The organism is Citrobacter sp. Cpo148 (assembly GCF_030332375.1).
In the GTDB taxonomy this organism is placed as follows: domain Bacteria; phylum Pseudomonadota; class Gammaproteobacteria; order Enterobacterales; family Enterobacteriaceae; genus Citrobacter; species Citrobacter portucalensis.
On record NZ_JAOWHY010000042.1, the window covers coordinates 323,975 to 349,813 of the forward strand.

Consider the following 25,839-nt stretch of genomic DNA (forward strand, 5'->3'; position numbering starts at 1 on the left):
AACCGCTGGAGGGGTAAGGGAATGTTAAGCAAAATCATAAATATTCTAAATACATGTATCCCTAAATCTGGCGTTTCGTGGGCTGAGTTGTTACCAGGCGATTTCCTGGATACCCTTGAACAAGCAGAAAAAATCAACATTCGTTCACTTCGCCAGCAACTGAAACAAAAGGCATTGACTCAGCAGGCGCTGACCGTATAATTCACGCGTTTCATCTGCATGAAGTAATCACTTCGCAATGCGCCCTTAGCTCAGTTGGATAGAGCAACGGCCTTCTAAGCCGTAGGTCGTAGGTTCGAATCCTACAGGGCGTACCATTTAAAGTTAGTCCCTATGCTCAGCTTCAACGTACCGTTACGCGCGGGACGGTTTTTCTTTTTCCAGCCAACGTTCTACCTCATAAAGACTTTGTTGGATCTCCTCTCTGAGTGAAAAATCACCCAACGGCTGCTGTTCAAGTGCTGCACACATCGTGCTGGCTGAGCGCATTCCCATGCTGACGCAGCTGCTTTTTAGCTGATGCGTCAGACGTTTTATCCGCTCGTCGTCATGTGCTGCGCGGGCAGCGTCAATCTCATCTAATACAGGAAGAGTGTGTTGCTTAAAGAGCGCTAACCATTCGCGCACCTTTTGCCATCCCATAACCTGGATATCTCCAGACAACTGATGAAAATCTAACCGTTTGTTGTCATTTTCTGATGCAAGCGGGAGAGTCGCACTACCGTGCAGATAATGCGTAATAAGTCGACTGAGTTCATCCCGGGGGACTGGTTTTTGAATAATGCCGAGGAACAGGGTGCTGGTTCTTTGGCTTAGCGTTTCGTCGATGACGTGCGCGCTAAAACCGATCAGGCTAAGTGCCGGATAGTCGTGGGCTAACTGCTGTGCCAGCGTGATCCCGTCGATATCAGGAAGATCGAAATCAACCAGAGCAGCATCGTAGCGAGTATCTTCCTGCAATATTTTTAGCGCCTCAGCGGCGCTGCTGGCAGCAGTAACCTGTGCGCCATTGAGGATGAGCATTTCAGTACTGATACGTTGTGTAAGAGGATTATCCTCGATAAGCAATAAGCGTAAGCCCTGTAACGATATGGAGCGTTGTGCGGGTTTCATGATGGGCATCGTGGTTGCCCGCAATGGCAGACGCAGCTGGAAACAACTCCCGACGCCGGGTGTGCTGGTGACGCTCAGCTCTCCCTGCATTGCCTGAGCGAGACTGGCGCTGATGGTTAGTCCGAGTCCGGTTCCACCTCGTTTACTGCTTACCTGAACAAACGGCTGAAAAATATCGTGCTGGCGGGCAGGGTCAATACCACATCCCGTATCTTCAACCTCGATGTACCAGTTTTTGCCCTCACATCGGCTACGCAGGATGATGTGTCCCCGATCGGTAAAGCGTAGTGCGTTGTTTAATAAATTAGTAATGATTTGCCGAATGCGGCGCGGATCGCCACGCAGGGAAGCGGGAACGTCATCGGCAAAATCCGCAACCAGCACGACCGGGCGACCAGCAACACGGCTGTTCATGAGTTGAAGCGTACTTTCCAGCAAGGGTTTGGGTTCAAAAGGCTCATCGCCTATCGCCACATTTTTTCCACCGGCTTCGATGGCGGAATAGTCCAGGATATCGTTGAGGATGGTCAGCAAAGACTCGCCCGAGTCGGTGATTGCGCGTAGATTTTCCCGATGCTGTGCCAGGGAGGGATTGTCTGAGAGTAACTGCGCAGTGCCGAGGATACCATACAGCGGGGTGCGTATTTCATGGCTCATGGCGGCAAGAAACGCCGATTTTGCCTGGTTAGCTTTTTCAGCTTCTGCACGGGCCTGTCGGTGTTCAGATACCATAGAACGCAGCTCGGCGGTGCGAGCTTTGACCTGTGCAGCCAGATGTTCGCGATGGCTATTGAGGGCGTGAACGCTGCCGCGAAAGGCATCCATCAACCGCCCGATGGTATCCAGTTCACGAACGCCTGCGGTTTCCGGGAATGGGGAGTCAATATCCCCCTCGAGCAGACGCTGTAACGCCTGGGTTTGCTGTGCCAGTGGTCGAGTGACTGAGCGATAAACCACACGCCAAAGTATAAGAATCAGCAAACATAATGACACGCCACCTAACAGCAGCAGCAAGTGTTGCCCGCGCTGGCTGGTCTGTTTGAGATGCGCCAGTCCACTTTGATTACGCTGGCCGATGGTTTCCACCAACTGGCTGACTTCGCTACTGAAACGGGTAAATTGCTCGATATTATTCTGCGATAAGATCTGCAATTGGGTCGTGATGTCATTATCCTGGCGATACAGGGACAGCAGCTCAACATAACGGCTAATCGTATTGACGGTGTTGGCCACCTGAGTGCGCACCACGGGATCTTCAATACGAATTTGTCGGCGCTGAAGTACTCTGACGGCGGCATTCAACTGGTTTTCCAGCGCAGCCAGGTTATTCTGCGCCTGGTTATTCCCCAGATTCATCACCATTTGCTGCACGCGTAGCGCACTCAGGCGCAGTTCATTCATCTGGTTATAATATTCCAGATCGATATCGATGAGCCTGTCCAGCGCGTGTTCAGCGGCCTGCCCCTGATGGCTCTCAATCAAATCATAAATGCTGGCCTGTGTCGCTCCCGCCGACGTGGCGGCATTACTGGCCTGACCGCGTGCCATTTCGGCAACGTCAGCGGTGGCCTCAATAATTTGCTGGCTGAGTTGTTGCTGTTGAGCACGTAATTTCAGGCGTTCGCCAACCATCTCCCCCTGATGGCTTAACGACCGGGCGATTTCTTTCTCCTGCTGTTCAATGGCAGAAGTATCAAAGCCCTGTTCACGAAGGGTTTTGAGTAATGTGGTTATTTTCAGACTCTGGGCGGTTAGCATTCTCCCCTGAGCCAGCCACATATTTTCATTGTCTGCGGTGGTCAGATTTTGTGCGGAAAACAGTTCCCAGGCGCTGGCTTCGCTGAGCTGGCGTGCCATATCCATGGTTGGAATTAGCGCCTGGGTATTGGCCTGCTCAACCTGGCTGACAAAACGCAGGTTATACCAGCCTGTCAGCGTACTGATGAGAGTCAGTGCCGCCATCAGCGCAAAGCCTATCCACAGTCGTTTGGTCAGAGATAAATTCACTGTCTGGTCGCCACAGATTAAAAAGGTTGAGTCCAAAAGAGGAAAGCAACTAGGATAAAGCCTTATCAATGTTGAGGCTATCATGCGCGTATTGGTTTTCCTGTTAATCACGCTTTTTCCCGGTTTGAGTCATGCGGCTGGGGCCGCATTGCTGCGCTGGCAGGATACGCAGCAGGCAGTCCCGGAACTGCAATCGGACGTTACTGCAAACAAAGTCTGGAAACTGTGCGCGCTGTATCCCAGCCTGAAAGACTCCTATTGGCTTTCAGTGAATTACGGCATGCTTGAGGCGGCGAGAAAATACGGAGTAAGTCTGAAGGTGTTAGAGGCGGGAGGGTATCGTCAGTTCTCCACGCAAAAAACACAAATCGCCCAGTGCCAGCAATGGGGAGCAGATGCCATATTGCTGGGTAGCAGCACGACGACTTTCCCGGATCTTTCCGCGCAGGTAGGCGCGTTGCCGGTCATTGAGGTAGTGAATGCGATAGACGATCCGACGGTGAAAGCACGGGTCGGTGTTCCGTGGTTCCAGATGGGGTATCAGCCGGGCCGCTATCTGGTCAAGTGGAGCGGCGGCAAACCGTTAAAGGTTCTGCTATTGCCAGGACCTGATGACGCCGGAGGCAGCCGCGAAATGGTGGCAGGATTCCGTCAGGCGATTGCCGGTAGTCAGGTGAACATCGTGGATGTGGCGTTGGGGGATAATGATATTGAAGTTCAGCGCAACCTGTTGCAGGAGATGCTTGAGCGTCACCCGGATGTCGATGTGGTTGCCGGTACGGCAATTGCTGCGGAAGCGGCGATGGGAGAGAAGCGGAATCCGGGGACGCCGCTAACCGTGGTCTCTTTTTACCTGTCGCATCAGGTGTATCGCGGACTTAAACGCGAAAGAATCATTATGGCTGCCAGCGATCAGATGGTCTGGCAAGGTGAACTGGCGATTCAACAGGCGATCAGGGTGCTACAAGGGCAACCGGTACCGGAAAATATCAGTCCGCCGATCCTGGTGCTCACCCCGAAAAATGCCGACAGCCAGCATGTTCAACGCTCGCTGTCTCCTGGCGGGTTCCGTCCGGTTTATCTGTATCAGTACACGTCGGCCGCTAAAAAATAACCTTCGCCGTGCTGTGTCACCAGTAAATCAGCCCGTAGCTTGTGGCGCAAACGGCGGATCAGTACATCTACGGTTCGTAAGTCTGGATTGTCTACCCGTCGTGCCGAAAGCATACGCAGTAAACGTTCGCGGCTGAGAATTTCCCCCGGATTGGTGACAAAGGCGACCAGCATTTCATACTCGGCGCGGGTGAGTTTGATCGTCTCATCTCCCAGCTCCAGGGTATGCCGGGAGACATTCAGACAGTATCCGGCAAACTGATAGCAGTTATCTTTAGTCTCCGGCTGTGCCTGGCGGGCAAGATCGATACGCCAGAGCAAATTTTTAACCCGAACCACCAGTTCACGTAGCTCCAGTGGCTTGGTGACATAATCATCAGCGCCCATTTCCAGGCCAACGATCCGGTCAATTTGATCGCTACGACCTGTCACCAGAATGATCCCCACCGTTGAGCGTTCGCGCAGGGCGCGGGTCAGCATTAAGCCATTTTCGTCCGGGAGGTTGATATCCAACAGAATGAGATCGACAGGATGTTGTGACATTATTTCACGCAGACCAGCTCCGCTGGCGGTGACAGAGACATGATAACCTTCCTGTTCAAAATAAGCCTGTAACCTCGCCTGGGTGACGGGTTCATCTTCAACAATGACAATGTGATGCGGCATCCTGATGGCGTTCTCTTTCTGTTCATATCTGTTCACATTGTGCCGTAAGCCATTCATCCTGACCAGTGTTGCTGTTCACATTTGAGAAATAAGATCCTCTGTAACTAAACCATAAGATTACAGGGGCTATTATGCGGAAACTATGGAGGGCGCTGCTCAGACCGAGCGCACGTTGGTCAGTGTTGGCGCTGGTCGTTATCGGGATTGTGGTCGGTATTGCGCTGATCGTCTTGCCGCACGTTGGTATTAAATTAACGAGTTCTACCGAGTTTTGCGTGAGCTGCCACAGTATGCAGCCGGTTTACGAAGAATATAAACAATCTGCGCATTTTCAGAATGCCTCCGGGGTGCGCGCAGAATGCCATGACTGCCACATTCCATCCGATATTCCAGGCATAGTGAAACGTAAGCTGGAGGCCAGCAACGATATTTACCAAACCTTTGTTGCCCACTCTATTGATACTCCAGAGAAATTCGAAGCCAAACGCGCTGAGCTGGCGGAGCGCGAATGGGCGCGAATGAAGGAGAACAACTCCGCGACCTGTCGTTCTTGTCATGACTATGATGCGATGGACCACGCTAAACAACATCCTGAAGCTGCGCGCCAGATGAAGATTGCGGCCAAGGACAACCAATCCTGTATCGACTGCCATAAAGGTATTGCACACCAGCTTCCCGATATGAGCAGCGGTTTCCGCAAGCAGTTTGATGAGTTACGCGCCAGGGCGAACGACGATGGCGAGACGCTCTACTCTCTGGACATCAAACCTATTTATGCCGCCAAAGGTGATAAAGAACCTGCAGGCTCACTGCTGCCCGCTTCTGAAGTGAAAGTGTTAAAGCGTGACGGTGACTGGCTGCAAATTGAAATTGTGGGCTGGACCGAGAGTAATGGGCGTCAGCGCGTGTTGGCGCAACTGCCGGGCAAGCGCATTTTTGTGGCTTCCATTCGTGGCGACATCCAGCAGCACGTGAAGACGCTGGAGCAAACCACCGTTGCGGAAACGAATACGCCATGGAGTAAATTGCAGGCCACTGCCTGGATGCAGAAGGGCGATATGGTCAACGATATCAAACCTATCTGGGCTTATGCCGACTCGCTCTATAACGGAACCTGTAACCAATGCCACGGTGCACCAGAGAAAGAACACTTTGATGCTAACGGTTGGATTGGCACGTTGAACGGCATGATTGGATTTACCAGTCTGGATAAACGCGAAGAACGTACCTTGCTGAAATATTTGCAGATGAATGCCTCTGACACTACGGATAAGCCGCATGGCGATAAGGGAGAAAGCAATGAAAAATAACGATCTCTTTCAGGCATCGCGCCGACGTTTTTTGCTGCAACTGGGCGGCTTGACCGTAGCCGGTATGTTAGGGCCTTCGCTGCTCACGCCGCGTAGCGCTATTGCCGCAGAGGTGCAGGGGGCAGGCGTCAAAGAGGGGATTCTGACCGGTTCTCACTGGGGGGCGATTCGTGCCACCGTGGTTGACGGTCGTTTCATTGAAGCCAGGCCGTTCGAGCGCGATAAATACCCGTCAAAAATGATCGCCGGACTCCCGGATCACGTACACGGTGGAGCGCGTATTCGCTATCCCATGGTCCGCGTGGACTGGTTGCGTAAACGCCATCAGAGCGATACCTCGCAGCGTGGAGATAACCGCTTTGTGCGCGTTTCGTGGGATGAAGCGCTGGATTTCTTCTATCAGGAGCTGGAGCGCATTCAGAAGACTTATGGTCCGAGCGCGCTGCTAACGGCCAGCGGCTGGCAATCGACCGGGATGTTCCATAATGCTTCCGGGATGCTGGCGCGTGCCATTGCGCTGCATGGCAACAGCGTGAGTACGGGGGGCGACTATTCCACCGGTGCCGCTCAGGTGATCCTGCCGCGTGTAGTCGGGTCAATGGAGGTATATGAGCAGCAGACTTCCTGGCCACTGGTACTCGAAAACAGCAAAACCATTGTGCTGTGGGGTTCTGACCTCATCAAAAACCAGCAGGCGAACTGGTGGTGTCCAGATCATGATGTCTACGAATACTACGAGCAACTGAAGGATAAAGTGGCGCGGGGCGAGATTTCGGTCATCAGCGTTGACCCGGTCATTACCTCGACTCACGACTACCTGGGCCGCGACAAGGTTAAGCACATCGCCGTGAATCCGCAGGCTGATGTGCCGCTACAGCTGGCGCTGGCACACACGCTGTATACCGAGAAGCTCTACGATAAGCATTTCCTCGAGAACTACTGCGTTGGGTTTGAGCAATTTCTGCCTTATCTGCTGGGAGAAAGTGACGGACAGCCTAAAGATGCCCAGTGGGCGGAAAAAATCTGCGGGATTGATGCTGAGACAATCCGTGAACTTGCGCGGCAGATGGCGGGCGGCAGAACGCAAATTATTGCTGGCTGGTGCGTGCAGCGTATGCAGCACGGGGAACAGTGGGCGTGGATGATCGTGGTGCTGGCCTCAATGCTCGGTCAAATTGGCTTACCCGGGGGGGGATTTGGCTTTGGCTGGCACTACAACGGCGCGGGCACCCCAGGGCGTAAAGGCGTTATCCTGAGCGGATTTTCTGGTTCCACCACCGTTCCACCGGTACATGACAGCACCGATTATAAGGGCTACAGCAGTACCATCCCGATCGCGCGTTTTATCGATGCGATTCTGGAGCCGGGCAAGAGCATCAACTGGAACGGTAAAACCGTCAAGCTGCCACCGTTGAAGATGTGCGTTTTTGCCGGGACCAACCCTTTCCATCGTCACCAGCAGATCAACCGTATTATTGAGGGCTGGCGCAAGCTGGAAACCGTTATCGCCATCGACAATCAGTGGACTTCGACCTGTCGATTCGCCGATATCGTATTACCGGCGACGACCCAGTTTGAACGTAACGATCTCGACCAATATGGCAACCACTCCAACCGCGGCATTATCGCTATGAAGCAGCTGGTGCAGCCGCAGTTTGAAGCGCGTAATGATTTCGATATTTTCCGCGATCTTTGCCGCCGCTTTAACCGTGAAGAAGCGTTCACAGAAGGGTTGGATGAGATGGGCTGGTTGAAGCGCATCTGGCAGGAAGGAAGCCAGCAAGGGAAGGGACGCGGTGTTCATCTTCCGGCTTTCGACGTTTTCTGGAATCAGCAAGAGTACGTTGAATTCGAACATCCGCAGATGTTTGTCCGTCATCAGGCCTTCCGCGAAGATCCCGACCTTGAGCCTCTGGGGACGCCGAGCGGTTTGATCGAGATCTATTCGAAAACTATTGCCGATATGCAATATGACGATTGTCAGGGGCATCCAATGTGGTTTGAGAAAATCGAACGTTCACACGGTGGGCCTGGATCGCAGCGTTGGCCGCTGCATCTGCAATCCGTCCACCCGGATTTCCGTCTGCATTCACAGCTCTGCGAGTCCGAAGCGCTGCGTAAGCATTACGCGGTAGGTGGCAAAGAGCCGGTGTTTATTAACCCGCAGGATGCCAGCGCCAGGGGGATCCGCAACGGCGATATAGTTCGTGTATTTAACGCGCGTGGACAAGTGCTGGCCGGAGCGGTTGTCTCCGATCTCTACTCGCCGGGCGTGGCGCGCATCCATGAAGGTGCCTGGTACGATCCTGATAACGGCGGAGAAATCGGAGCGCTGTGTAAATACGGCAATCCGAACGTGTTAACCCTAGATATCGGCACGTCTCAGCTGGCGCAGGCGACCAGTGCGCATACTACGCTGGTGGAAATTGAGAAATATACCGGTAAGGTGGATAACGTGACGGCGTTCAGCGGCCCGATAAAAATGGTGGCGCAGTGTGAATATGTCCCGGCACAGAAGGTGACGTCATGATGAAACACACCTCCCTGACGACAGAACAGATGGCCTGTGTTTATGCATGGTTGGCGCAAATGTTTTCCCGGGAGCGTGACGGTGAGGGATTAGCGCAATTGCAGTCCAGCGAAATGACTGAGTGGTTCACCGTACTCAAAGGTGAACCGTCGCTTGAGGCGGATGTTCTTTTGCTGGAAGCGAAAATTGCCGCGCTCAAGGTACGTGAAGACGCTACCCTGGAACTGGCGGCTGATTTTTGCAGCCTGTTCCTGATGTCGGATAAACACGCCGCGTTACCCTATGCGTCGGCTCATCTTGAAGAAGGGCCAAACTACGGGGTCATTAAACAACTGTTATCTGATGCGGGCATGCAGGTAAGCGATACGTTTAGCGAATCAGCCGATCATCTGGCGATTTTTATCGAATTGCTGAGTCATCTGCATTTTTCTCTTGGTGAGCCAGGGGGGAGCCGTCAGCGTATTGATGCGTTGCGCAGAGAAACGCTGGCGGGGCTGTTACGCTGGTTACCGGAGTTCACCGCTAAATGCCGCCGATATGATGACTTTGGTTTCTACGGTGCGTTGAGCCAGCTGCTGCTGGCATTTGTCAGGCTGGATCATCAGAACTGAGTGATGGCCTGAGCCACAGAAAAACGGGAGCACATTCGCTCCCGTTTTAACCTTATCACCGCACAACCAGCACCGGGCATTTCGCGTGGCGGACTACGGCTGCCGCCGTTGAACCCAGTAAATAAGTGCTAAACCCCGGCTTGTGTGAGGCGATGACGATAAGCTCGGCGTCAACCGCCTCCGCCAGCTTGAGGATCTGATCCTTCGGCGGGCCGTAAACAACGTGGGTCTGAGTCCTGCCGGCAGGAATATTGAACTGCTTAATAATCTCTTCGAGTTTTTCGCTGGCCTTGGCCTGCAGACCACTTCTGTCCGGAAATTCGGTAGAGTAGGCCAGTCCCAGCGAGGCATAGAACGGAACGGTAGGAATAACGGCTAAAAAGTGGACCTTCGCGGTTTTGGCATGCGCCTGGACCTGCGGCACAACATGACGAGTGAGATCGGCTTCAGAGATATCAATGGGCACCAGAATTGAGCGATACATATTCACTACCTCCTGTTTGTTTTACCTCTACCCTGAGTGTAGCGAAAGTTGTTTCTGTATAATAAGTGACCAGATCAAGGATGTGTGCATCAGTGCGCGTCATTAAGCAGTATGTACTGTAAGCCTATCTTGAATGTATTTCTGAGCAAAACCAAAAGAGATGTCCCCTCGTTAATGCTTGCCATCTCGAAATAGAAAAGGGTGCTTTTTTATATTTTTCATTGTATATTTAATTATATAACGATGGCCGTTAAGGGGGTAATTTCAACAGCGTTATGAACTCCGTAATTTTTTATTCTGACATCATCTTACTTTACAGATGTATAAACTTGGTAAGTGGTTTAAAAGTCTGTTTTTAAAGAAAAAACAATAATTACATTTCGTTCTCACTAATTATGCGAGCCTCTTCAAACTTACCCATTTGCTGATTCTCATTTCTCTCCGCGCTTGATGAATATCAATAAATAGCTGCTTTAGGATATTTATTGTCTACCTCTAAAAGGGTATTCGTCTGATGGAATTAAAAGATGAGAAAAATAAATAAAACTATCCTATGGACGATGCTGCTGTGCATTGTTCTTGGTGCAGTTATTGTTTTGGCAGGGCAATGGACATTACATAAAACCTCGAGTACAGAATTCTGTTTGTCTTGCCATACGATGCAGGCACCCTACGAAGAATATACAGGCTCGGTTCACTTCCAGAATCAGAAAGGCATTCGCGCAGAGTGCGCGGACTGTCATATCCCGGAGGGCGGTTTGGATTTTCTGGTGGCTAAGCTGCGGGCCTCAAAAGATGTTTATCATCAGTTCATAACCAAAAAAATCGATACCCCGGAAAAATTTGAAGAACACCGTCTGGAGATGGCGCAAACCGTTTGGGCACAGCTCAAGGCTAATGATTCTGCGACCTGCCGTAGCTGCCACAGTATGGACGCCATGGATCTTGCCGCACAAAGCGCGGATGCTCAGAAGATGCACAAAATGGGCATCGCGGAAAAGCAAACCTGTATTGATTGCCATAAAGGCGTCGCCCATTTCCCACCTGAAATAAAAATGGATGACAGTGCGCTTAAAGGGCTTGAAGCGCAGTCAGCCTCCACCCCAGCTTCAGCAACTGAACTTTATGCTGTAAGCAACACCGCGTTGGGCGATCTGGGAACTGTTTACCCGGCAACTAAAATGCAGGTCCTGAAAACAACGGACAACGCGCGACTGGTCGAGATTCGCGGTAGCCAGATGCAAGGAAGTGAACAGGTTATTTACTACGCAGCAGGGCAGCGTTTGATTCTTGCCAGCCTGAGTGAAAAAGGTCAACAGTCGCTGACGATCCTCTCCGACTGGAAAAAAGATGACTACGGCAATGCGTGGCGAGATGTCGTGCTGCAGGGCGAATGGAGCGGTTCCGCACTCGCCAGCCGTGAACCTATGTGGGATTACGCGCGCAAACTCGACAATGTTTACTGCGCGGGCTGTCATGCGCCAATTCCGGCGAATCACTTCACGCTCAACGCCTGGCCTTCAGTAGCCAAAGGGATGGGGGCTCGCACCAATATCAGTGAAACCGAACTGGATATCCTGAGCCGTTACTTCCAGTACAACGCTAAAGACATGAATAAATAAGCGATCAATCAGGAGAAATCATGAAACTCACAAGACGTGACTTTATTAAGACGGCTGGCGCGGCAACCGGGACAATGGCGATTTCTTCGGTGATCCCAATGCCAGCTTGGGCCGAAGGCCAGAATGGCGGAGCAATCCTGACGGCAGCACGTTGGGGTGCGGTATACGTGGAAGTAAAAGACGGAAAAGTGGTTTCCTCAAAAGGTGCGTTGCCGAAAACGGTGCCGAACTCATTACAGCAAACCGCGCCAGATCAGGTTCATACCAATATCCGCGTTAAGTATCCGATGGTGCGCAAAAGCTATCTGGAAAACCCGGGTAAAGCGGATGGCAAACGCGGTAACGATCCCTTTGTGCGGGTCAGCTGGGAACAGGCGCTGAAGCTCATTCATGAACAGCACAGCCGGATCCGCAGCAGCTATGGTCCCGCTTCGATATTTGCCGGTTCTTATGGCTGGCGATCCAGCGGCGTTCTGCATAAGGCGCAAACCTTACTGCAACGCTATATGAGCATGGCCGGTGGCTACGCTGGGCATACCGGAGATTATTCAACCGGTGCCGCGCAGGTGATCATGCCATACGTTGTGGGATCGGTTGAGGTTTATGAGCAGCAAACCACCTGGCCGATGGTGCTTGAGCACAGTCAGGTCGTGGTGCTGTGGGGGATGAACCCGCTCAACACCCTTAAGATTGCCTGGAGCAGCACGGATGAACAAGGGATCGAATACTTTAATCTGCTGAAGAAATCAGGGAAAAGCGTCATCGCCATCGATCCGATGCGTTCTGAAACCATCGAGTTCTTTGGTGATAATGCGACCTGGATTGCGCCACATATGGGGACCGATGTGGCAATGATGTTAGGGATCGCCCATACGCTGGTGAAGAAAAACCTTCACGACAAAGCCTTCCTGGAAAAATACACCACCGGATATCCGCAGTTTGAAGAGTACCTGCTCGGCAAGAGCGATAAAGTAGAGAAAACCGCCGAATGGGCATCTGGCGTGTGTGGCGTGCCTGCTGAGCAACTGGAAAAGCTGGCGGAAATTTTCTCCAGCAACAAAACCATGCTCATGGCAGGTTGGGGGATTCAGCGCCAGCAATACGGTGAGCAAAAACACTGGATGCTGGTGACTCTGGCGGCGATGCTGGGGCAAATTGGTACCGAAGGCGGCGGCTTCGGGTTCTCTTATCACTATTCCAACGGCGGTAATCCAACGCGCATCGGTGGGGTCTTACCGGCGATCTCCGCCAAAATTGAGGGTGGGTCATCGGCAGGTAATGACTGGGCGGTTTCCGATGCGGTGACCAGCCTGCCGGTAGCGCGAATTGTCGAAGCGCTGGAAAACCCAGGCGGCAAATATCAACATAACGGTAAAGAGCAAACCTTCCCGGATATCAAAATGATCTGGTGGGCGGGCGGCGCTAACTTTACCCATCATCAGGATACCAACCGCTTAATCAAAGCCTGGCAGAAGCCTGAACTGGTTGTCATCTCTGAATGCTACTGGACCGCTGCGGCCAAACACGCCGATATCGTTCTGCCAATCACCACCTCGTTTGAGCGTAACGATCTGACCATGACCGGTGATTACAGTAACCAGCATCTGGTACCGATGAAGCAGGTCATTGAGCCGCAGTTTGAAGCGCGTAGTGATTTTGACGTATTTGCCGATCTGGCTGAGATGCTCAAGCCGGGGGGGAAAGCTGTCTACACCGAAGGCAAAGACGAAATGGCGTGGCTGAAGCAGTTCTATGACGTCGCGCAAAAAGCCGCCCGCGCCCAGCGTGTTGCCATGCCTCAGTTCAACGCGTTCTGGCAGCAGAATAAGCTGATCGAAATGCGTGAGAATGAAAAGAATAACAAATATGTGCGCTACGCGGATTTCCGCAGCGATCCGGTGATGAACGCACTCGGAACGCCGAGCGGCAAGATTGAAATCTACTCGAAAACGATTGAAGGCTATCAGTATAAAGACTGTCCGCCGCATGCGTCCTGGATTGAACCGGATGAATGGAAAGGAACTGCGGATAAAGATCAGCTGCAGCTACTGACGGCGCACCCGGCACATCGTCTGCATAGCCAGCTGAACTACGCGTCGCTACGTAAAGAGTACGCGATTGCCAATCGTGAACCGGTGACGATTCATCCGGATGACGCAAAAGCCAGAGGGATTGCCGAGGGCGATCTGGTCCGCGTATGGAATGCTCGTGGACAGGTTCTGGTTGGGGCGCACGTTAGCGACGGCATTAAACCGGGTATCATCTGTATTCATGAAGGCGCATGGCCGGATATTGAAAACGGTATCTGTAAAAATGGCGGCGCGAACGTGCTGACGGCGGATATCCCGACTTCAAGACTGGCGAATGGTTGTGCCGGGAATACCAGCCTGGTATACGCAGAAAAATACACCGGTGAAGCGCCAAAACTCACCGTCTTTGATGAGCCAGCAATTGTCACCATGTAATGATGACTGATAAACGGGGGCCGTAAGGCTCCCGTTTTTTATTGCTGTTTGGGCAACGTTTTACTGTTGTTACTCAGCCAGCACTATCACATCTCCCGTTGCCGGGGCGTCAGTTCCCGGTAGCCACAATCGCCCCCACGAACCGGTGCAATGACAGCCGAGCAGTTTTTCGGGTTGCTGTTGCTGAATAAATTGTCGGGTCCGCCATAGCTTAGCGGGGGAGGCGGAGCGTAAATGAAAGCCACCGACCAGGGCGTGAATTTTGGTAACCCCGGTGATTTTCTGGCAATGGCGTACGATGTTCTCTATTCCCCGATGCCCGCAACCGGTAATGATGACTAACCCGCGTGCAGATTTATAGATCAATACGCCTTCGTCACTGATGTAATCTGGCTGGAGTGTTTTCTCGCTAATCACGCCATAGGACTGTGGCGTGGGGACACTGATTTCCCCGGACCACAAAAAACGATCGCTGATAGCCAGCGGCTCGCGGGTGTATTCCATTATGAATCGAGAGTAGTTGTTATCACGCGAGAGTTTTTTTATTTTTCGTGGTGTTCCCGCAACCGTAACTGAGGCGTACCGTTCGCAGGCTATTTGGGGATGGCAAATGATACGGCTGTTATCCGCAAGCCACGGCACGCCGCCGCAGTGATCATAATGACCGTGCGACAACACTACGGCGGTTAAGTGCGTCAGGTCCACGCCCATTTGCGTAGCGTTGTGCATGAAGCTGCCATCCGGCCCGGTATCAAACAATATTGTGGTTGTTTCATCCTGAACTAACAGACTTAATCCAGGCTTGGCCAGTATTGATTTTTCTGCGCCAGCAGCGCGTCGGTTTTCAAGCAGCACTGTGAGGGTTAAAGCCATGCCTGACTCCCGTATTAAAACGGCATACTGTAATGCATCGCTTTTGAGAGCGCTGTGATCGCAGCGCTCTTTAGCGTTATCCGTTATTCACGCACAATTTTGCCTGCGTTTCCTGCATCGCTGTCATTCCAGCTACCGTGACCATTTGTTTTAATCGTATAGGTGGCATAGCCGACACGGAAGGTCATCGTATCCTTATAGGTATTTACGTCACGCACTTCATTACCATTGACGTAAACGCCGGAATCTTCGACGTGAATATCAACGCTGCGTTGACCACTGGCAAATTTGGCTACGTAATTTCCGCTGAATTTGCCATCAATACCGGCATTATCGTGGTTATCCGTGTTAGTGGTATTTTGCTGTTTTTCACCATGATGATGACGATTCTGCTGGCCGTTACTGTTCTCAATAAAGCCATGATCGCGGTTCCACTGATAGGATTTATTCACATCGCAGCCATTGAGTTCACTCATCTGCGTACAACCTGAACGTTCATACTTTTTCTGCATTGCCGGGGTAATTGCACATGCTGTTGTGGCAGTTGTCAGGCCAAGGACCAGGAGGGTTAGCAGACGTTTATTCATTTTTTACTCACTATCATCATTAAATTTATTTATAGGAATGCGAACTTTTTGACTGTCATGTTTACGACGACGGCAGTCTCCCATTAAATATTAATGAAGCATACCAGGGGGAATCCTAATTTATAATTAGGGTGGGGTGGTGAATGCTGTAATACGCAACATAATAAGCTGTTTATTTACTTATTTTATACAATCCGGGTAGAGAGCTAAGATACATTTACTTTTAGAAGAAGGATTTAATGAATTATTAATATTGACATTAACGATGAAGTGGGACGCGGGCTTGTATATAAACAGGCCCGCGTGGGGAGAGTAGTCCACAATATTCAAACTTCGCGTATTTATGGATGTCGTTGTCAATATAGTTCGTCTTTACCCCTGAGTGGAGATCTGCGCGCGGTGCTGCTCGGCCTGTACCTCATGAGCAAATGAATGGCCGTTGTTTACCGATTGGTGAACAACCATCGCTTTTTCATGTTCATTCATTTGTGAAAATGATTGCGCATTGGTTGGTGTTGACGATGAATTATTTGCTTGCGCGGCGTGTGCTTGTGCCATTTGTTGATGTGCAGGAGCGTCGCTGTTATTCATCATTTCATGAGCCATTGCGGCCTGCTGATGCATTTTTGGTGTTTCTGCCGCATTAACGCCAGCTGAAATAAAAAACGCGATAGCTAAAAAAGAGGACATCTTATTCATCATATTTCTCCTGTTTGGGTTTACGGAAGAAAGTATAATTAATAGGGGCTGTCAGTGGCGTGACAGGATTATGACGGTTGTGTCAGACAACAGGTGATGACGGGTATAAGCGTCATCACCATAAATTAAATCGCGTGCTTGGGTAGCGTCAGAATAAAGCGAGTGGCATGAGGGTCGGAAGTCACCGAGACTTTTCCTTGATGGGCAGTCACAATTGATTTCACAATCGCCAGACCAATGCCGCTGCCTTCGCCCTTACGCTGTCGTGAAGGGTCCACTCGATAAAAGCGGTCAAAGAGTCGCGGAAGATGTTGCGGGGGAATGGGGTTTCCGGGATTCTCAACGACTATCTGCACCTGGCCATCCGCCTCTTTCACCCGCACGGTTACCGACTCGCCTTTTGGCGTATAGCGCATGGCATTTGACAGCAGATTACTCATTGCCCGGCGTAACATTAATGGGTCGCCTGAAACCCAGCATGCGCGTCCTTCAAACCGTAAACCAACCTCACGCTCTTCAGCCCAGGCTTCGAAAAAGTCGAACACTTTACCGACCTCATCAGCCAGATTGAGCGCTTTTTTTTCTGGGATCAGCTGATTGTTATCCGCCTGCGCCAGAAACAGCATATCACTCACCATCTTCGACATACGGCCAAACTCTTCGAGATTGGAATACAGCACATCTTCCAGCTCTTTTTGGCTGCGGGTCTGGCTGAGTGCAATCTCCGTTTGGGTGACGAGGTTAGTTATTGGCGTGCGGATCTCATGGGCAATATCCGCTGAGAAGTTCGACTGGCGTTTAAATACGTCTTCGATGCGTTCGATCATATGATTAAACGAACTCACCAGTTGTTCCAGTTCAATAGGAACAGCTTGCGGATCGAGGCGTACATCGAGATCTTTCGAGGTGATATTTTGGATGCGACGACTGACGTTACGAATCGGTTCATGACCTTTGTATACGGCGAACAACACGATAAAAACAATCATCATGCTAATCAGCGATGCTGTCATAATCAGCTTGTTTTTCAGATCGTTAATATAGTGCAGATGAAAGTCGATCGATAATGCCAGATACAGCGTATACGCTGGTTTTCCATCGGCAAGTTGTCCTACCGGCAGGCGAATCATTCGCCAGTTAGACGATGTTTTCTGTCCGTGGATATGTTTGGAGGTTTGCAGTGTGGGGCCTGAGATAATAAAAACATCGCTGGCATGAGCATTTTTATCCGGCCTTGCACTGGCGATAAACTGCCGGAGATCCGGCGCATTGGGCGAATGGAAAATGGCCTTTTGGTTGTTATCTTCCAGAGAAATAATGACGTTCGAATAACCCGCCACCACATTTTTTAGCGTTTCCAGGCGGCGTGATTCTGGCTCGTTGGGTTGGTTAATAATCCTCTCCAATGTGGCGCTAATCTCTTGTAAATCGTTGATGTCCTGCTCGGCGAAGTGGACTTTCACGGAGTGGATCATTATCCATGCAAAGGCGAAAAATGAAGCAATTGTCGCCAGGCTGATAAAAAAGGTCAGTCGTGTCGCCAGTGAAAAAGGGCGCCGCCATCGTTTACTGGTCATCAGGAACCTCAAGCATATATCCCACACCGCGCACGGTCTGAATCAGTTTCGGCTCAAAATCGTTATCAATTTTGGCGCGCAGACGCTTAACGGCGACGTCGATGGCATTAGTATCGCTGTCAAAATTCATATCCCAGACCTGGGAGGCGATCAGTGAGCGGGGTAAAACTTCCCCCTGATGGCGCAGGAAAAACTCAAGCAGCGTAAACTCTTTGCTGGTCAGGGTGATGCGCGTACCGCTGCGGGTGACTTTCCTGCTGACCAGATCGACCATTAAATCCGCGACCTGAAACTGGCTTTCAACAATCACCGCAGCGCCCCGGCGCAGCAGCGTTCTGACCCGTGCCAGCAGTTCGGCGAAGGCAAACGGTTTAACCAGGTAATCATCAGCACCTAATTCCAGACCTTTAACCCGATGTTCAATGGTACCCAGTGCGGTGAGGAGAAGAATGGGCATTCCTTTGTTGGCGGAACGCAGCATCCGCACGATATCCCAGCCGTTTACATCCGGCAGCATGATGTCGAGTATGAGCAGATCGTAATCGCCGGTCATCGCCAGGTGATACCCGTTCAGGCCGTTATCCGCCAAATCCACAACAAAACCCGCTTCCGTCAGGCCTTTCGTCAGGTATTCACCGGTTTTTTTCTCATCTTCGACTATCAAAACCTTCATCGCATTCTCCTTCTCGCACTGGTTGTGCGGACTTTCAATTCTAGGGAAGCGGGATCGGATAGCAATCTGTTATTGGGAAAATGACAGTTTTGTCATTTTCCTGTCACCGGTTAAACAGAGTCACTTCGTTAAAGTACAAGACTATAAATTCCTACTTATTTTAGGGACATCAGTCCGGTCAGGACGAGAAGAACTATGAGCAAATTTAAGCTTCTTACTCTCAGCGCTATATTCGTGCTCGCTGGTTGTTCATTGGCGCCGGACTATCAGCGCCCGGCCTTGCCGGTGCCACAGCAATTTTCTTTAAGCCAGAATTCCCTGGTGTCGGCTCCTGGTGAATACCAGGACACGGGGTGGCGAACCTTTTTTGTTGACGACCAGGTGAAGGCGTTGATTGGTGAGGCGCTGATCAATAACCGCGATTTACGCATGGCGACGCTGAAGGTTCAGGAAGCGCGAGCGCAGTATGGCGTCACGAACGCTGACCGTTATCCGCAAATCACGGCAGGCTCCAGCGGTACCTACAGCGGTAAATTAAAAGGTGATAGCAGCACCGATCGTGAATTCGAAGCTGGACTCAATCTCAGTTTCGACCTGGATTTCTTTGGGCGGCTTAAAAATATGAGTGAAGCCGAACGGCAGAACTTCTTCGCCAGCGAAGAGGCGCGTCGGGCGGTGCATATCTTATTAATTTCCAACGTGTCGCAAAGCTATTTCAACCAGCGTCTGGCTTACGCGCAGTTGCAAGTTGCCGAAGAAACGCTGCAAAACTATCAGCGCTCTTACGCTTTTGTAGAGAAGCAACTGATAACCGGTAGCACCAACGTACTGGCGTTGGAACAAGCGCGCGGCGTGATTGAAAGTACGCGTAGCGAAATTGCCAAGCGTAAAGGTGAGTTGGCACAGGCCAATAACGCGCTGCAACTGTTGCTGGGTACATACGGGAAATTACCTGATGACCAGGCGCGCAGCCGTGGGGATCTTAAACCGGTAACGCTGCCGCCATCGCTTTCGTCGCAAATACTGTTGCAGCGCCCGGATATTATGGAAGCTGAGCACGGATTATTGGCGGCAAATGCCAATATCGGTGCTGCGCGGGCGGCATTTTTTCCGTCGATAACGTTGACCAGTTCCGTGTCCAGTAGCAGTAGCGATCTTTCCAATTTATTTAATGCCTCCAGCGGCATGTGGAATTTTGTCCCCAAAATAGATATTCCAATCTTCAACGCCGGACGTAATCAGTCCAATCTCGACCTGGCAGAAATTCGCCAGCAACAGTCAGTAGTTAATTACGAACAAAAAATTCAGAACGCGTTTAAAGAAGTGGCGGATGCACTGGTGTTACGCCAAAGCATTGCCGATCAAATTAGTGGGCAGCAGCGTTATCTGGATTCATTGCAAATCACACTACAGCGCGCCAGAGCGCTTTATCAGAATGGCGCAGTTAGCTATATCGAAGTATTAGACGCAGAACGTTCTTTATTCGCTACGCGGCAATCGCTGCTCGATCTTAATTACGCCCAACAGGTTAATGAAATTAAACTGTTTGCTGCCTTAGGCGGCGGTTGGGTGGAGTAATCCTTAATATTAACTTTTCAGGAGCATGATGTATGAATACTACCGCCAAAGCCGTACTGTTTAGCCTTTTCTCTGTGGTTATGTTTAACGCCCAGGCCAATGAAAATCAGCATGGCGAGATGATGAATATGCAGCCAGCGGCTCAACAGGAACAACTCATTAGCGCTAACGGGGTGATTGAAGCTGTTGATACGGAGAGTAAAAAAATCACGATTAAGCATGACCCTATTCCAGCGGTGAACTGGCCGGCCATGACGATGCGCTTTACGCTGGTTGCTGATACGAAGGCTGATGATATTAAGCCAGGCGATAAGGTCGCGTTTACGTTTGTTCAGCAGGGAAATCTCTCTGTGTTACGCGATATTCACATCAGTAAATAACGTTCTCGCTGGTCTCTTTTATTCTTGCCCGAGTTTTTTGCGAACGCGGGTGAGACTATCGCGCAATGGAAATCACTATGGCGTCTTTAAATATTAAAAATACCGCGCTTATTCTCGGTAGCATGATTGCCGGCGGGATTATTTCTGTCGGTGTTTATACTTATTATTCATCGGTAAAAATATCGTCTGTAGCCGGGCCAGTTCAGCAAAAAGAAGCCAGAAAAGTGTTGTTCTGGTATGACCCCATGTATCCGAACACGCGCTTTGATAAACCGGGTAAATCGCCGTTTATGGATATGGATCTGATCCCGAAATATGCCGATGAAGAGACCGCGAACGCGTCATCGCCTGGCGTGCGCATCGATCCTACACAGACCCAGAACCTGGGGCTGAAAACAGAGCCAGTGCGTCGTGGACCACTGCACTACGCGCAAACGTTCCCGGCCAACGTTAGTTATAACGAATACCAGTTTGTTATTGTCCAGGCACGCTCTGCGGGCTTTATCGAGAAGGTTTACCCGCTGACCGTGGGGGACAAAATTAAGAAGGGTTCGCCGCTGATCGACCTGACTATTCCTGATTGGGTTGAGGCGCAGAGCGAATATTTATTGCTGCGGGAAACGGGCGGTAGCGCGACGCAGGTGGAAGGGATTCTGGAGAGATTACGTCTGGCTGGAATGCCTGAAGCAGATATCCAGCGCTTAAAATCGACTCGTAAAATTCAGACTCGCTTTACCCTGAAAGCGCCTATCGATGGGGTGATCACCGCATTCGATTTGCGTACCGGTATGAACATTTCCAAAGACAATGTGGTCGCGAAAATTCAGGGTATGGACCCGGTATGGGTTAGCGCGTCGGTCCCGGAATCTATCGCCTGGCTGATTAAAGATGCCTCGCAATTTACCATCACCGTGCCCGCCTGGCCGGATAAGCCTTTCACCATCAGCAAGTGGAGTATCTTACCAAGCGTTGATGCTACCACGCGTACGCTCCAGCTCCGTTTACAGGTCGATAACCCCGACGAGGCGCTCAAGCCCGGGATGAATGCTTACCTGCAACTGAAAACACAAAGCGAGCCAATGCTGCTGATCCCGTCTAAAGCACTGATTGATACGGGTACCGAGCAGCGGGTCATCACCGTTGATAACGAAGGCCGATTTGTGCCGAAACAGGTTGCGGTATTCCATGAATCCCAGGGGCTGACGGCTATCCGCTCCGGCCTGACCGAAGGCGAAAAAGTGGTGTCCAGTGGCCTGTTCCTGATTGATTCCGAAGCGAATATCTCTGGCGCACTGGACCGTATGCGCGCCCAGAACAGTAAGGCGCAAGACGCAGCCGCCATGCCAGCCCAGGCGACCCATTCACACTGAGGACATGATAAATGATTGAATGGATTATCCGTCGTTCGGTGGCAAACCGTTTTCTGGTGATGATGGGGGCGCTGTTTCTTAGCGTCTGGGGAACCTGGACCATCATCAATACGCCGGTTGATGCGCTGCCCGATCTCTCTGATGTTCAGGTGATCGTCAAAACCAGCTATCCGGGGCAGGCGCCGCAAATTGTTGAAAATCAGGTGACCTACCCGCTGACCACCACCATGCTGTCGGTACCCGGCGCGAAAACCGTGCGCGGTTTCTCGCAGTTTGGTGATTCCTACGTGTACGTCATTTTCGAAGATGGTACCGATCCTTACTGGGCGCGCTCGCGCGTACTGGAGTATCTCAACCAGGTTCAGGGAAAATTACCGGCTGGCGTTAGCGCGGAAATGGGACCGGACGCCACGGGCGTCGGCTGGATATTTGAGTACGCGCTGGTGGATCGCAGTGGGAAACATGATCTGGCGGAATTACGCTCTCTTCAGGACTGGTTTTTAAAGTATGAGTTAAAAACGATTCCTAACGTGGCGGAAGTAGCTTCGGTAGGCGGCGTGGTTAAACAGTATCAGGTCGTTATCGATCCGATGAAGCTGACGCAATATGGCATCAGCCTGGCGGACGTGAAATCGGCGCTGGATACGTCGAATCAGGAAGCGGGCGGCTCATCTGTTGAGATGGCTGAAGCGGAATATATGGTCCGCGCCAGTGGATATCTGCAAACGCTCGATGATTTTAATAACATCGTCCTGAAAACAGGGGCCGACGGTGTACCTGTTTACCTGCGCGATGTGGCGCGCGTACAGATTGGACCGGAAATGCGCCGTGGGATCGCCGAACTGAATGGCGAAGGCGAAGTCGCGGGCGGGGTGGTTATCCTGCGTTCCGGTAAAAATGCGCGTGAGGTGATCTCTGCCGTTAAAGCCAAACTCGACACGCTGAAAAGCAGCCTGCCGGAAGGCGTAGAGGTAGTTACAACATACGATCGCAGTCAGCTCATCGATCGCGCCATTGATAACCTCAGCTACAAGCTGCTGGAAGAGTTTATCGTCGTGGCGCTGGTGTGCGCACTGTTCCTGTGGCATCTGCGTTCGGCGCTGGTGGCGATTATTTCCCTGCCGCTGGGGCTGTGTATCGCGTTTATCGTGATGCATTTCCAGGGTTTGAACGCCAACATCATGTCGCTAGGGGGAATTGCCATTGCCGTCGGGGCGATGGTTGATGCCGCAATCGTGATGATTGAAAACGCCCATAAGCGGCTGGAAGAGTGGGGGCATCAGCATCCGAATGAAAAGCTCGATAACGCAACGCGCTGGAAGGTTATTACTGACGCCTCGGTAGAAGTCGGCCCGGCGTTGTTCATCAGCCTGTTGATCATCACGTTGTCGTTTATCCCCATTTTCACGCTTGAGGGGCAAGAGGGGCGACTGTTCGGCCCGCTGGCGTTCACCAAAACGTATGCCATGGCAGGCGCGGCATTTCTGGCGATTGTGGTTATTCCGATCCTGATGGGATTCTGGATCCGTGGAAAAATACCGGCCGAAAGTAGCAACCCGCTTAACCGTTTTCTGATCCGTATTTACCATCCGTTGTTGCTGAAGGTGTTGCACTGGCCCAAGACCACCATTCTGGTGGCGGTGCTTTCAATACTGACGGTTGTCTACCCGCTGAATAAAGTCGGTGGTGAATTCCTGCCGCAGATTAACGAAGGCGATCTGCTGTATATGCCTTCGACATTGCCGGGGATCTCAGCGGCGCAGGCAGCGGATATGCTGCAGAAAACCGACAAGCTGATCATGACCGTTCCGGAAGTGGCGCGCGTGTTTGGTAAAACCGGTAAGGCAGAAACCGCAACAGACTCCGCGCCGCTGGAAATGGTTGAAACGACGATCCAACTGAAGCCGCAGGACCAGTGGCGTCCGGGGATGACGATGGACAAAATCATCGCCGAGCTGGACAAAACCGTACGCTTGCCGGGGCTGGCGAATCTGTGGGTTCCGCCGATTCGTAACCGTATCGACATGCTCTCTACGGGGATCAAAAGCCCAATTGGCATTAAGGTGTCGGGTAATGTTCTGGCAGATATCGACGCCACGGCGGAGCAAATTGAAGAGGTGGCCAGAACCGTGCCGGGTGTCTCTTCGGCGCTGGCCGAGCGTCTGGTGGGCGGACGCTATCTCAACGTAGATATCAATCGTGAAAAAGCGGCCCGGTACGGCATGACCGTAGGTGCTGTGCAGCTGTTTGTCACTTCAGCGGTAGGAGGGGCAATGGTGGGCGAAACGGTGGAAGGGATTGCACGCTATCCTATCAACCTGCGCTATGCGCAGAGCTATCGTGATAGCCCGGAAGCATTGCGTAATCTGCCGATTCTGACGCCCATGAAACAGCAAATTACGCTGGCGGATGTCGCCGATGTGACGGTGGTTTCGGGGCCTTCGATGCTGAAAACCGAAGATGCGCGACCAACCAGTTGGATTTACATCGACGCCCGAGATCGTGACATGGTCTCAGTGGTAAACGATCTGAAAAAGGCTATTGCTGAAAAGGTCCAGTTAAAGCCTGGGACCAGCGTGGCGTTTTCGGGGCAATTCGAGCTGCTTGAGCGCGCCAGCCATAAGCTCAAGTTGATGGTGCCAATGACGCTGATGATTATCTTCGTCTTGCTTTATCTGGCCTTCCGTCGCTTTGGCGAAGCGCTGCTGATTATCACCAGTGTGCCTTTTGCGCTGGTGGGCGGCATCTGGTTCCTTTACTGGATGGGTTTCCATATGTCGGTCGCAACCGGAACCGGATTTATCGCCCTGGCAGGTGTTGCAGCGGAGTTTGGCGTGGTGATGCTGATGTACTTGCGCCACGCTATTGAAGCCGAACCCGCGCTGGAAAATCCGCAAACCTTTACGGCGGACAAGCTGGATGAAGCGTTATATCACGGTGCCGTGCTGCGCGTGCGCCCAAAAGCGATGACCGTGGCGGTGATTATCGCGGGTCTGTTACCTATCTTGTGGGGGACGGGAGCTGGCTCAGAAGTCATGAGCCGCATCGCAGCGCCGATGATTGGCGGTATGATCACCGCACCATTGCTGTCGCTATTCATTATTCCGGCTGCGTATAAGCTGATGTGGCTGCACAGACACCGCGGTCAAAAATAATGCTCTAAAGCGCGCGCCTGCATTCGGATTTGTTGCCGAAGCAGGCGCCGCGTTATACCTCCAGTGCCTTCACGCGTTTGCGGTACTCACCCGGCGTGCAGCCAAATTCCCTTAAAAAGACTTTATGGAATGACGATTCGCTGGCGTAGCCCACCGACTCGGCCACCACAACCAATGGCTGCGACCCGCGAGACAGCATCTGGGCAGCGAATTGCAGGCGTAATGTGGTTAATACTGCGAGCGGCGTGGAGTTTGAGACTTCACGAAATAGCTGCGCGAAGCTGGCCCGCGACATATGCGCACGTTTCGCCAATTCTTCGACGGTCCAGGCAAATGCCGGTGACTCCAGCATCATGAAGACGACAGCCCCTAGTTTGGGATGAAGCAGTAGATTCAACACGTTTTGAACGGGGGTCGCCTTGGTTAACCATTCGCGAACGGCTAAGGCGAACAGTGTGGCGCATTGTTGACTGCAGACTACACTGGAACCTGGCAGAGAACTCATGGATTCCTGTTGCATCAACGCAATCATGGCCTTGAGCCATTGGCTGACAGGGCTATTTTCATCAGGTGCCAGAACCAATACTTCCGGTAACGCAGTTAAAAAATAGCGTGAGGAAGCGTGCAATCGAAGGCTGCCACAAACAATGTGTGTTTGTTCATCGCCAGACTGGCAGAGCCGATGTGCGGAGTTTTGCGGCAGGATCACGATAGTACCGGGCCGCAGAGTAAAAGATGTTCCATCGGGCATGTCCAGTTGGGCTGCCCCTTGTGTGACCGTATGCCAGCGGATAATGGACAATTCACCTGCTGCGTGCGGCAGTTGCCAGTCCCTGCTCAGTAGGCAGTTTTTGTCAATTGAGCCTTGTGGGTCGTTAAGCATCAGTAATCGGCTAAGGGCATCCATGGAGACTCCTGAACATTTTTTGTTGTCGTTTATTGAAACGATATTATCTCTTTATTTCATTATTATATTAATACCTTCAAAGTGTTAGTGTAATAATTCATTCTCGAAATGTTAGTCAT

The 25,839-nt window shown here is 51.6% G+C and carries 20 protein-coding genes and 1 tRNA gene; 12 read left to right on the top strand and 9 right to left on the bottom strand.

Translation table 11 applies throughout. The features are described 5' to 3' along the window. The first annotated feature begins 21 nt into the window (after window positions 1-21). Window positions 22-201, top strand: a complete 180-nt coding sequence (locus tag OGY10_RS08180; protein WP_003831122.1) for a hypothetical protein — start codon at window positions 22-24, stop codon at window positions 199-201. 39 nt (window positions 202-240) lie between these two features. Further along, window positions 241-317: transfer RNA gene (locus OGY10_RS08185), tRNA-Arg, on the top strand. Window positions 318-354: 37 nt separating this feature from the next. Here the strand turns inward: OGY10_RS08185 and torS are convergent. Next, a complete protein-coding gene (gene torS, locus OGY10_RS08190) occupies window positions 355-3,120 on the bottom strand; it encodes a TMAO reductase system sensor histidine kinase/response regulator TorS (RefSeq protein WP_286576613.1) in 2,766 nt (921 codons plus the stop codon). 82 nt (window positions 3,121-3,202) lie between these two features. Between torS and torT the strand changes: the two genes are divergently transcribed. Next, complete coding sequence (gene torT, locus OGY10_RS08195; protein WP_032942593.1) at window positions 3,203-4,234, top strand: TMAO reductase system periplasmic protein TorT; 1,032 nt, start codon at window positions 3,203-3,205, stop codon at window positions 4,232-4,234. Here torT and torR read toward each other — a convergent pair. Next, window positions 4,207-4,899, bottom strand: coding sequence for a two-component system response regulator TorR (gene torR / locus OGY10_RS08200; protein WP_020996565.1), 693 nt, complete (start codon window positions 4,897-4,899; stop codon window positions 4,207-4,209). The two genes, torT and torR, sit on opposite strands and share 28 nt — an antisense overlap. 131 nt (window positions 4,900-5,030) lie before the next feature. Between torR and torC the strand changes: the two genes are divergently transcribed. The 3 genes from torC to torD are packed head-to-tail and all read left to right on the top strand — an operon-like array spanning window position 5,031 to window position 9,350. Further along, a complete protein-coding gene (gene torC, locus OGY10_RS08205; RefSeq protein WP_191226299.1) occupies window positions 5,031-6,209 on the top strand; it encodes a pentaheme c-type cytochrome TorC in 1,179 nt (392 codons plus the stop codon). Continuing rightward, on the top strand, window positions 6,199-8,739 hold the full coding sequence (torA, locus tag OGY10_RS08210) for a trimethylamine-N-oxide reductase TorA (RefSeq protein WP_191226298.1): 2,541 nt from the start codon (window positions 6,199-6,201) through the stop codon (window positions 8,737-8,739). The genes torC and torA overlap by 11 nt, the downstream gene beginning before the upstream one ends. After that, the gene (gene torD / locus OGY10_RS08215; RefSeq protein ID WP_191226297.1) at window positions 8,736-9,350 is read left to right on the top strand and encodes a molecular chaperone TorD; all 615 of its coding nucleotides are present in this window, start codon (window positions 8,736-8,738) and stop codon (window positions 9,348-9,350) included. The genes torA and torD overlap by 4 nt, the downstream gene beginning before the upstream one ends. Before the next feature lie 55 nt (window positions 9,351-9,405). Here torD and uspF read toward each other — a convergent pair whose 3' ends face one another. Continuing rightward, window positions 9,406-9,834: a universal stress protein UspF gene (uspF, locus tag OGY10_RS08220; protein ID WP_003831130.1), complete on the bottom strand. Its 429-nt coding sequence runs from the start codon at window positions 9,832-9,834 to the stop codon at window positions 9,406-9,408. A gap of 527 nt (window positions 9,835-10,361) precedes the next feature. On the opposite strand from uspF, the gene OGY10_RS08225 reads away from it, so the two are divergent. Next, window positions 10,362-11,456, top strand: coding sequence for a NapC/NirT family cytochrome c (locus OGY10_RS08225; RefSeq protein ID WP_191226296.1), 1,095 nt, complete (start codon window positions 10,362-10,364; stop codon window positions 11,454-11,456). A gap of 20 nt (window positions 11,457-11,476) precedes the next feature. Next, entirely contained in the window at window positions 11,477-13,921 is a 2,445-nt protein-coding gene (locus tag OGY10_RS08230; protein WP_032942601.1) for a trimethylamine-N-oxide reductase 2, read from the top strand. Window positions 13,922-13,990: 69 nt separating this feature from the next. Here the strand turns inward: OGY10_RS08230 and OGY10_RS08235 are convergent, their stop codons facing one another. From OGY10_RS08235 to cusR, 5 genes are all read right to left on the bottom strand, one after another. Beyond that, window positions 13,991-14,794 (bottom strand): MBL fold metallo-hydrolase, encoded by an 804-nt coding sequence (locus OGY10_RS08235; protein ID WP_191226295.1) that lies wholly within the window; start codon window positions 14,792-14,794, stop codon window positions 13,991-13,993. Window positions 14,795-14,877: 83 nt separating this feature from the next. Beyond that, window positions 14,878-15,381 (bottom strand): hypothetical protein, encoded by a 504-nt coding sequence (locus OGY10_RS08240; RefSeq protein ID WP_048235932.1) that lies wholly within the window; start codon window positions 15,379-15,381, stop codon window positions 14,878-14,880. A gap of 372 nt (window positions 15,382-15,753) precedes the next feature. Further along, window positions 15,754-16,080: a PcoE/SilE family metal-binding protein gene (locus tag OGY10_RS08245; protein ID WP_191227222.1), complete on the bottom strand. Its 327-nt coding sequence runs from the start codon at window positions 16,078-16,080 to the stop codon at window positions 15,754-15,756. A 125-nt stretch (window positions 16,081-16,205) separates the two neighbouring features. Then, window positions 16,206-17,657 carry a Cu(+)/Ag(+) sensor histidine kinase gene (locus tag OGY10_RS08250; protein WP_032942607.1) on the bottom strand — a complete coding sequence of 484 codons (1,452 nt, stop codon included), beginning with the start codon at window positions 17,655-17,657 and terminating at the stop codon, window positions 16,206-16,208. Then, entirely contained in the window at window positions 17,647-18,330 is a 684-nt protein-coding gene (cusR, locus tag OGY10_RS08255) for a copper response regulator transcription factor CusR (protein ID WP_003831137.1), read from the bottom strand. The genes OGY10_RS08250 and cusR overlap by 11 nt, the downstream gene beginning before the upstream one ends. A gap of 195 nt (window positions 18,331-18,525) precedes the next feature. Between cusR and OGY10_RS08260 the strand changes: the two genes are divergently transcribed. The 4 genes from OGY10_RS08260 to OGY10_RS08275 all read left to right on the top strand — a co-directional run bounded on the left by OGY10_RS08260 (window position 18,526) and on the right by OGY10_RS08275 (window position 24,813). Beyond that, window positions 18,526-19,908 (top strand): efflux transporter outer membrane subunit, encoded by a 1,383-nt coding sequence (locus OGY10_RS08260; protein WP_191226294.1) that lies wholly within the window; start codon window positions 18,526-18,528, stop codon window positions 19,906-19,908. A gap of 32 nt (window positions 19,909-19,940) precedes the next feature. After that, window positions 19,941-20,288 carry a cation efflux system protein CusF gene (gene cusF / locus OGY10_RS08265; protein ID WP_191226293.1) on the top strand — a complete coding sequence of 116 codons (348 nt, stop codon included), beginning with the start codon at window positions 19,941-19,943 and terminating at the stop codon, window positions 20,286-20,288. 77 nt (window positions 20,289-20,365) lie between these two features. Beyond that, complete coding sequence (locus OGY10_RS08270; protein ID WP_191226292.1) at window positions 20,366-21,658, top strand: efflux RND transporter periplasmic adaptor subunit; 1,293 nt, start codon at window positions 20,366-20,368, stop codon at window positions 21,656-21,658. Between the two features lie 11 nt (window positions 21,659-21,669). After that, the gene (locus OGY10_RS08275; RefSeq protein WP_071445813.1) at window positions 21,670-24,813 is read left to right on the top strand and encodes a CusA/CzcA family heavy metal efflux RND transporter; all 3,144 of its coding nucleotides are present in this window, start codon (window positions 21,670-21,672) and stop codon (window positions 24,811-24,813) included. A 52-nt stretch (window positions 24,814-24,865) separates the two neighbouring features. Here OGY10_RS08275 and rclR read toward each other — a convergent pair whose 3' ends face one another. Continuing rightward, a complete protein-coding gene (rclR, locus tag OGY10_RS08280) occupies window positions 24,866-25,720 on the bottom strand; it encodes a reactive chlorine-specific transcriptional regulator RclR (protein WP_191226291.1) in 855 nt (284 codons plus the stop codon). Between the last annotated feature and the right edge of the window lie 119 nt (window positions 25,721-25,839).

Coding starts and splice junctions, on each gene's coding strand:
- torA (WP_191226298.1), top strand. CDS start 6,199: ATGAAAAATAACGATCTCTTTCAGGCATCGCGCCGACGTTTTTTGCTG.
- torC (WP_191226299.1), top strand. CDS start 5,031: ATGCGGAAACTATGGAGGGCGCTGCTCAGACCGAGCGCACGTTGGTCA.
- torR (WP_020996565.1), bottom strand. CDS start 4,899: ATGCCGCATCACATTGTCATTGTTGAAGATGAACCCGTCACCCAGGCG.
- OGY10_RS08245 (WP_191227222.1), bottom strand. CDS start 16,080: ATGAATAAGATGTCCTCTTTTTTAGCTATCGCGTTTTTTATTTCAGCT.
- OGY10_RS08180 (WP_003831122.1), top strand. CDS start 22: ATGTTAAGCAAAATCATAAATATTCTAAATACATGTATCCCTAAATCT.
- OGY10_RS08275 (WP_071445813.1), top strand. CDS start 21,670: ATGATTGAATGGATTATCCGTCGTTCGGTGGCAAACCGTTTTCTGGTG.
- cusF (WP_191226293.1), top strand. CDS start 19,941: ATGAATACTACCGCCAAAGCCGTACTGTTTAGCCTTTTCTCTGTGGTT.
- rclR (WP_191226291.1), bottom strand. CDS start 25,720: ATGGATGCCCTTAGCCGATTACTGATGCTTAACGACCCACAAGGCTCA.
- OGY10_RS08270 (WP_191226292.1), top strand. CDS start 20,366: ATGGCGTCTTTAAATATTAAAAATACCGCGCTTATTCTCGGTAGCATG.
- uspF (WP_003831130.1), bottom strand. CDS start 9,834: ATGTATCGCTCAATTCTGGTGCCCATTGATATCTCTGAAGCCGATCTC.
- OGY10_RS08230 (WP_032942601.1), top strand. CDS start 11,477: ATGAAACTCACAAGACGTGACTTTATTAAGACGGCTGGCGCGGCAACC.
- OGY10_RS08225 (WP_191226296.1), top strand. CDS start 10,362: ATGAGAAAAATAAATAAAACTATCCTATGGACGATGCTGCTGTGCATT.
- torD (WP_191226297.1), top strand. CDS start 8,736: ATGATGAAACACACCTCCCTGACGACAGAACAGATGGCCTGTGTTTAT.
- OGY10_RS08240 (WP_048235932.1), bottom strand. CDS start 15,381: ATGAATAAACGTCTGCTAACCCTCCTGGTCCTTGGCCTGACAACTGCC.
- OGY10_RS08250 (WP_032942607.1), bottom strand. CDS start 17,657: ATGACCAGTAAACGATGGCGGCGCCCTTTTTCACTGGCGACACGACTG.
- OGY10_RS08260 (WP_191226294.1), top strand. CDS start 18,526: ATGAGCAAATTTAAGCTTCTTACTCTCAGCGCTATATTCGTGCTCGCT.
- OGY10_RS08235 (WP_191226295.1), bottom strand. CDS start 14,794: ATGGCTTTAACCCTCACAGTGCTGCTTGAAAACCGACGCGCTGCTGGC.
- cusR (WP_003831137.1), bottom strand. CDS start 18,330: ATGAAGGTTTTGATAGTCGAAGATGAGAAAAAAACCGGTGAATACCTG.
- torT (WP_032942593.1), top strand. CDS start 3,203: ATGCGCGTATTGGTTTTCCTGTTAATCACGCTTTTTCCCGGTTTGAGT.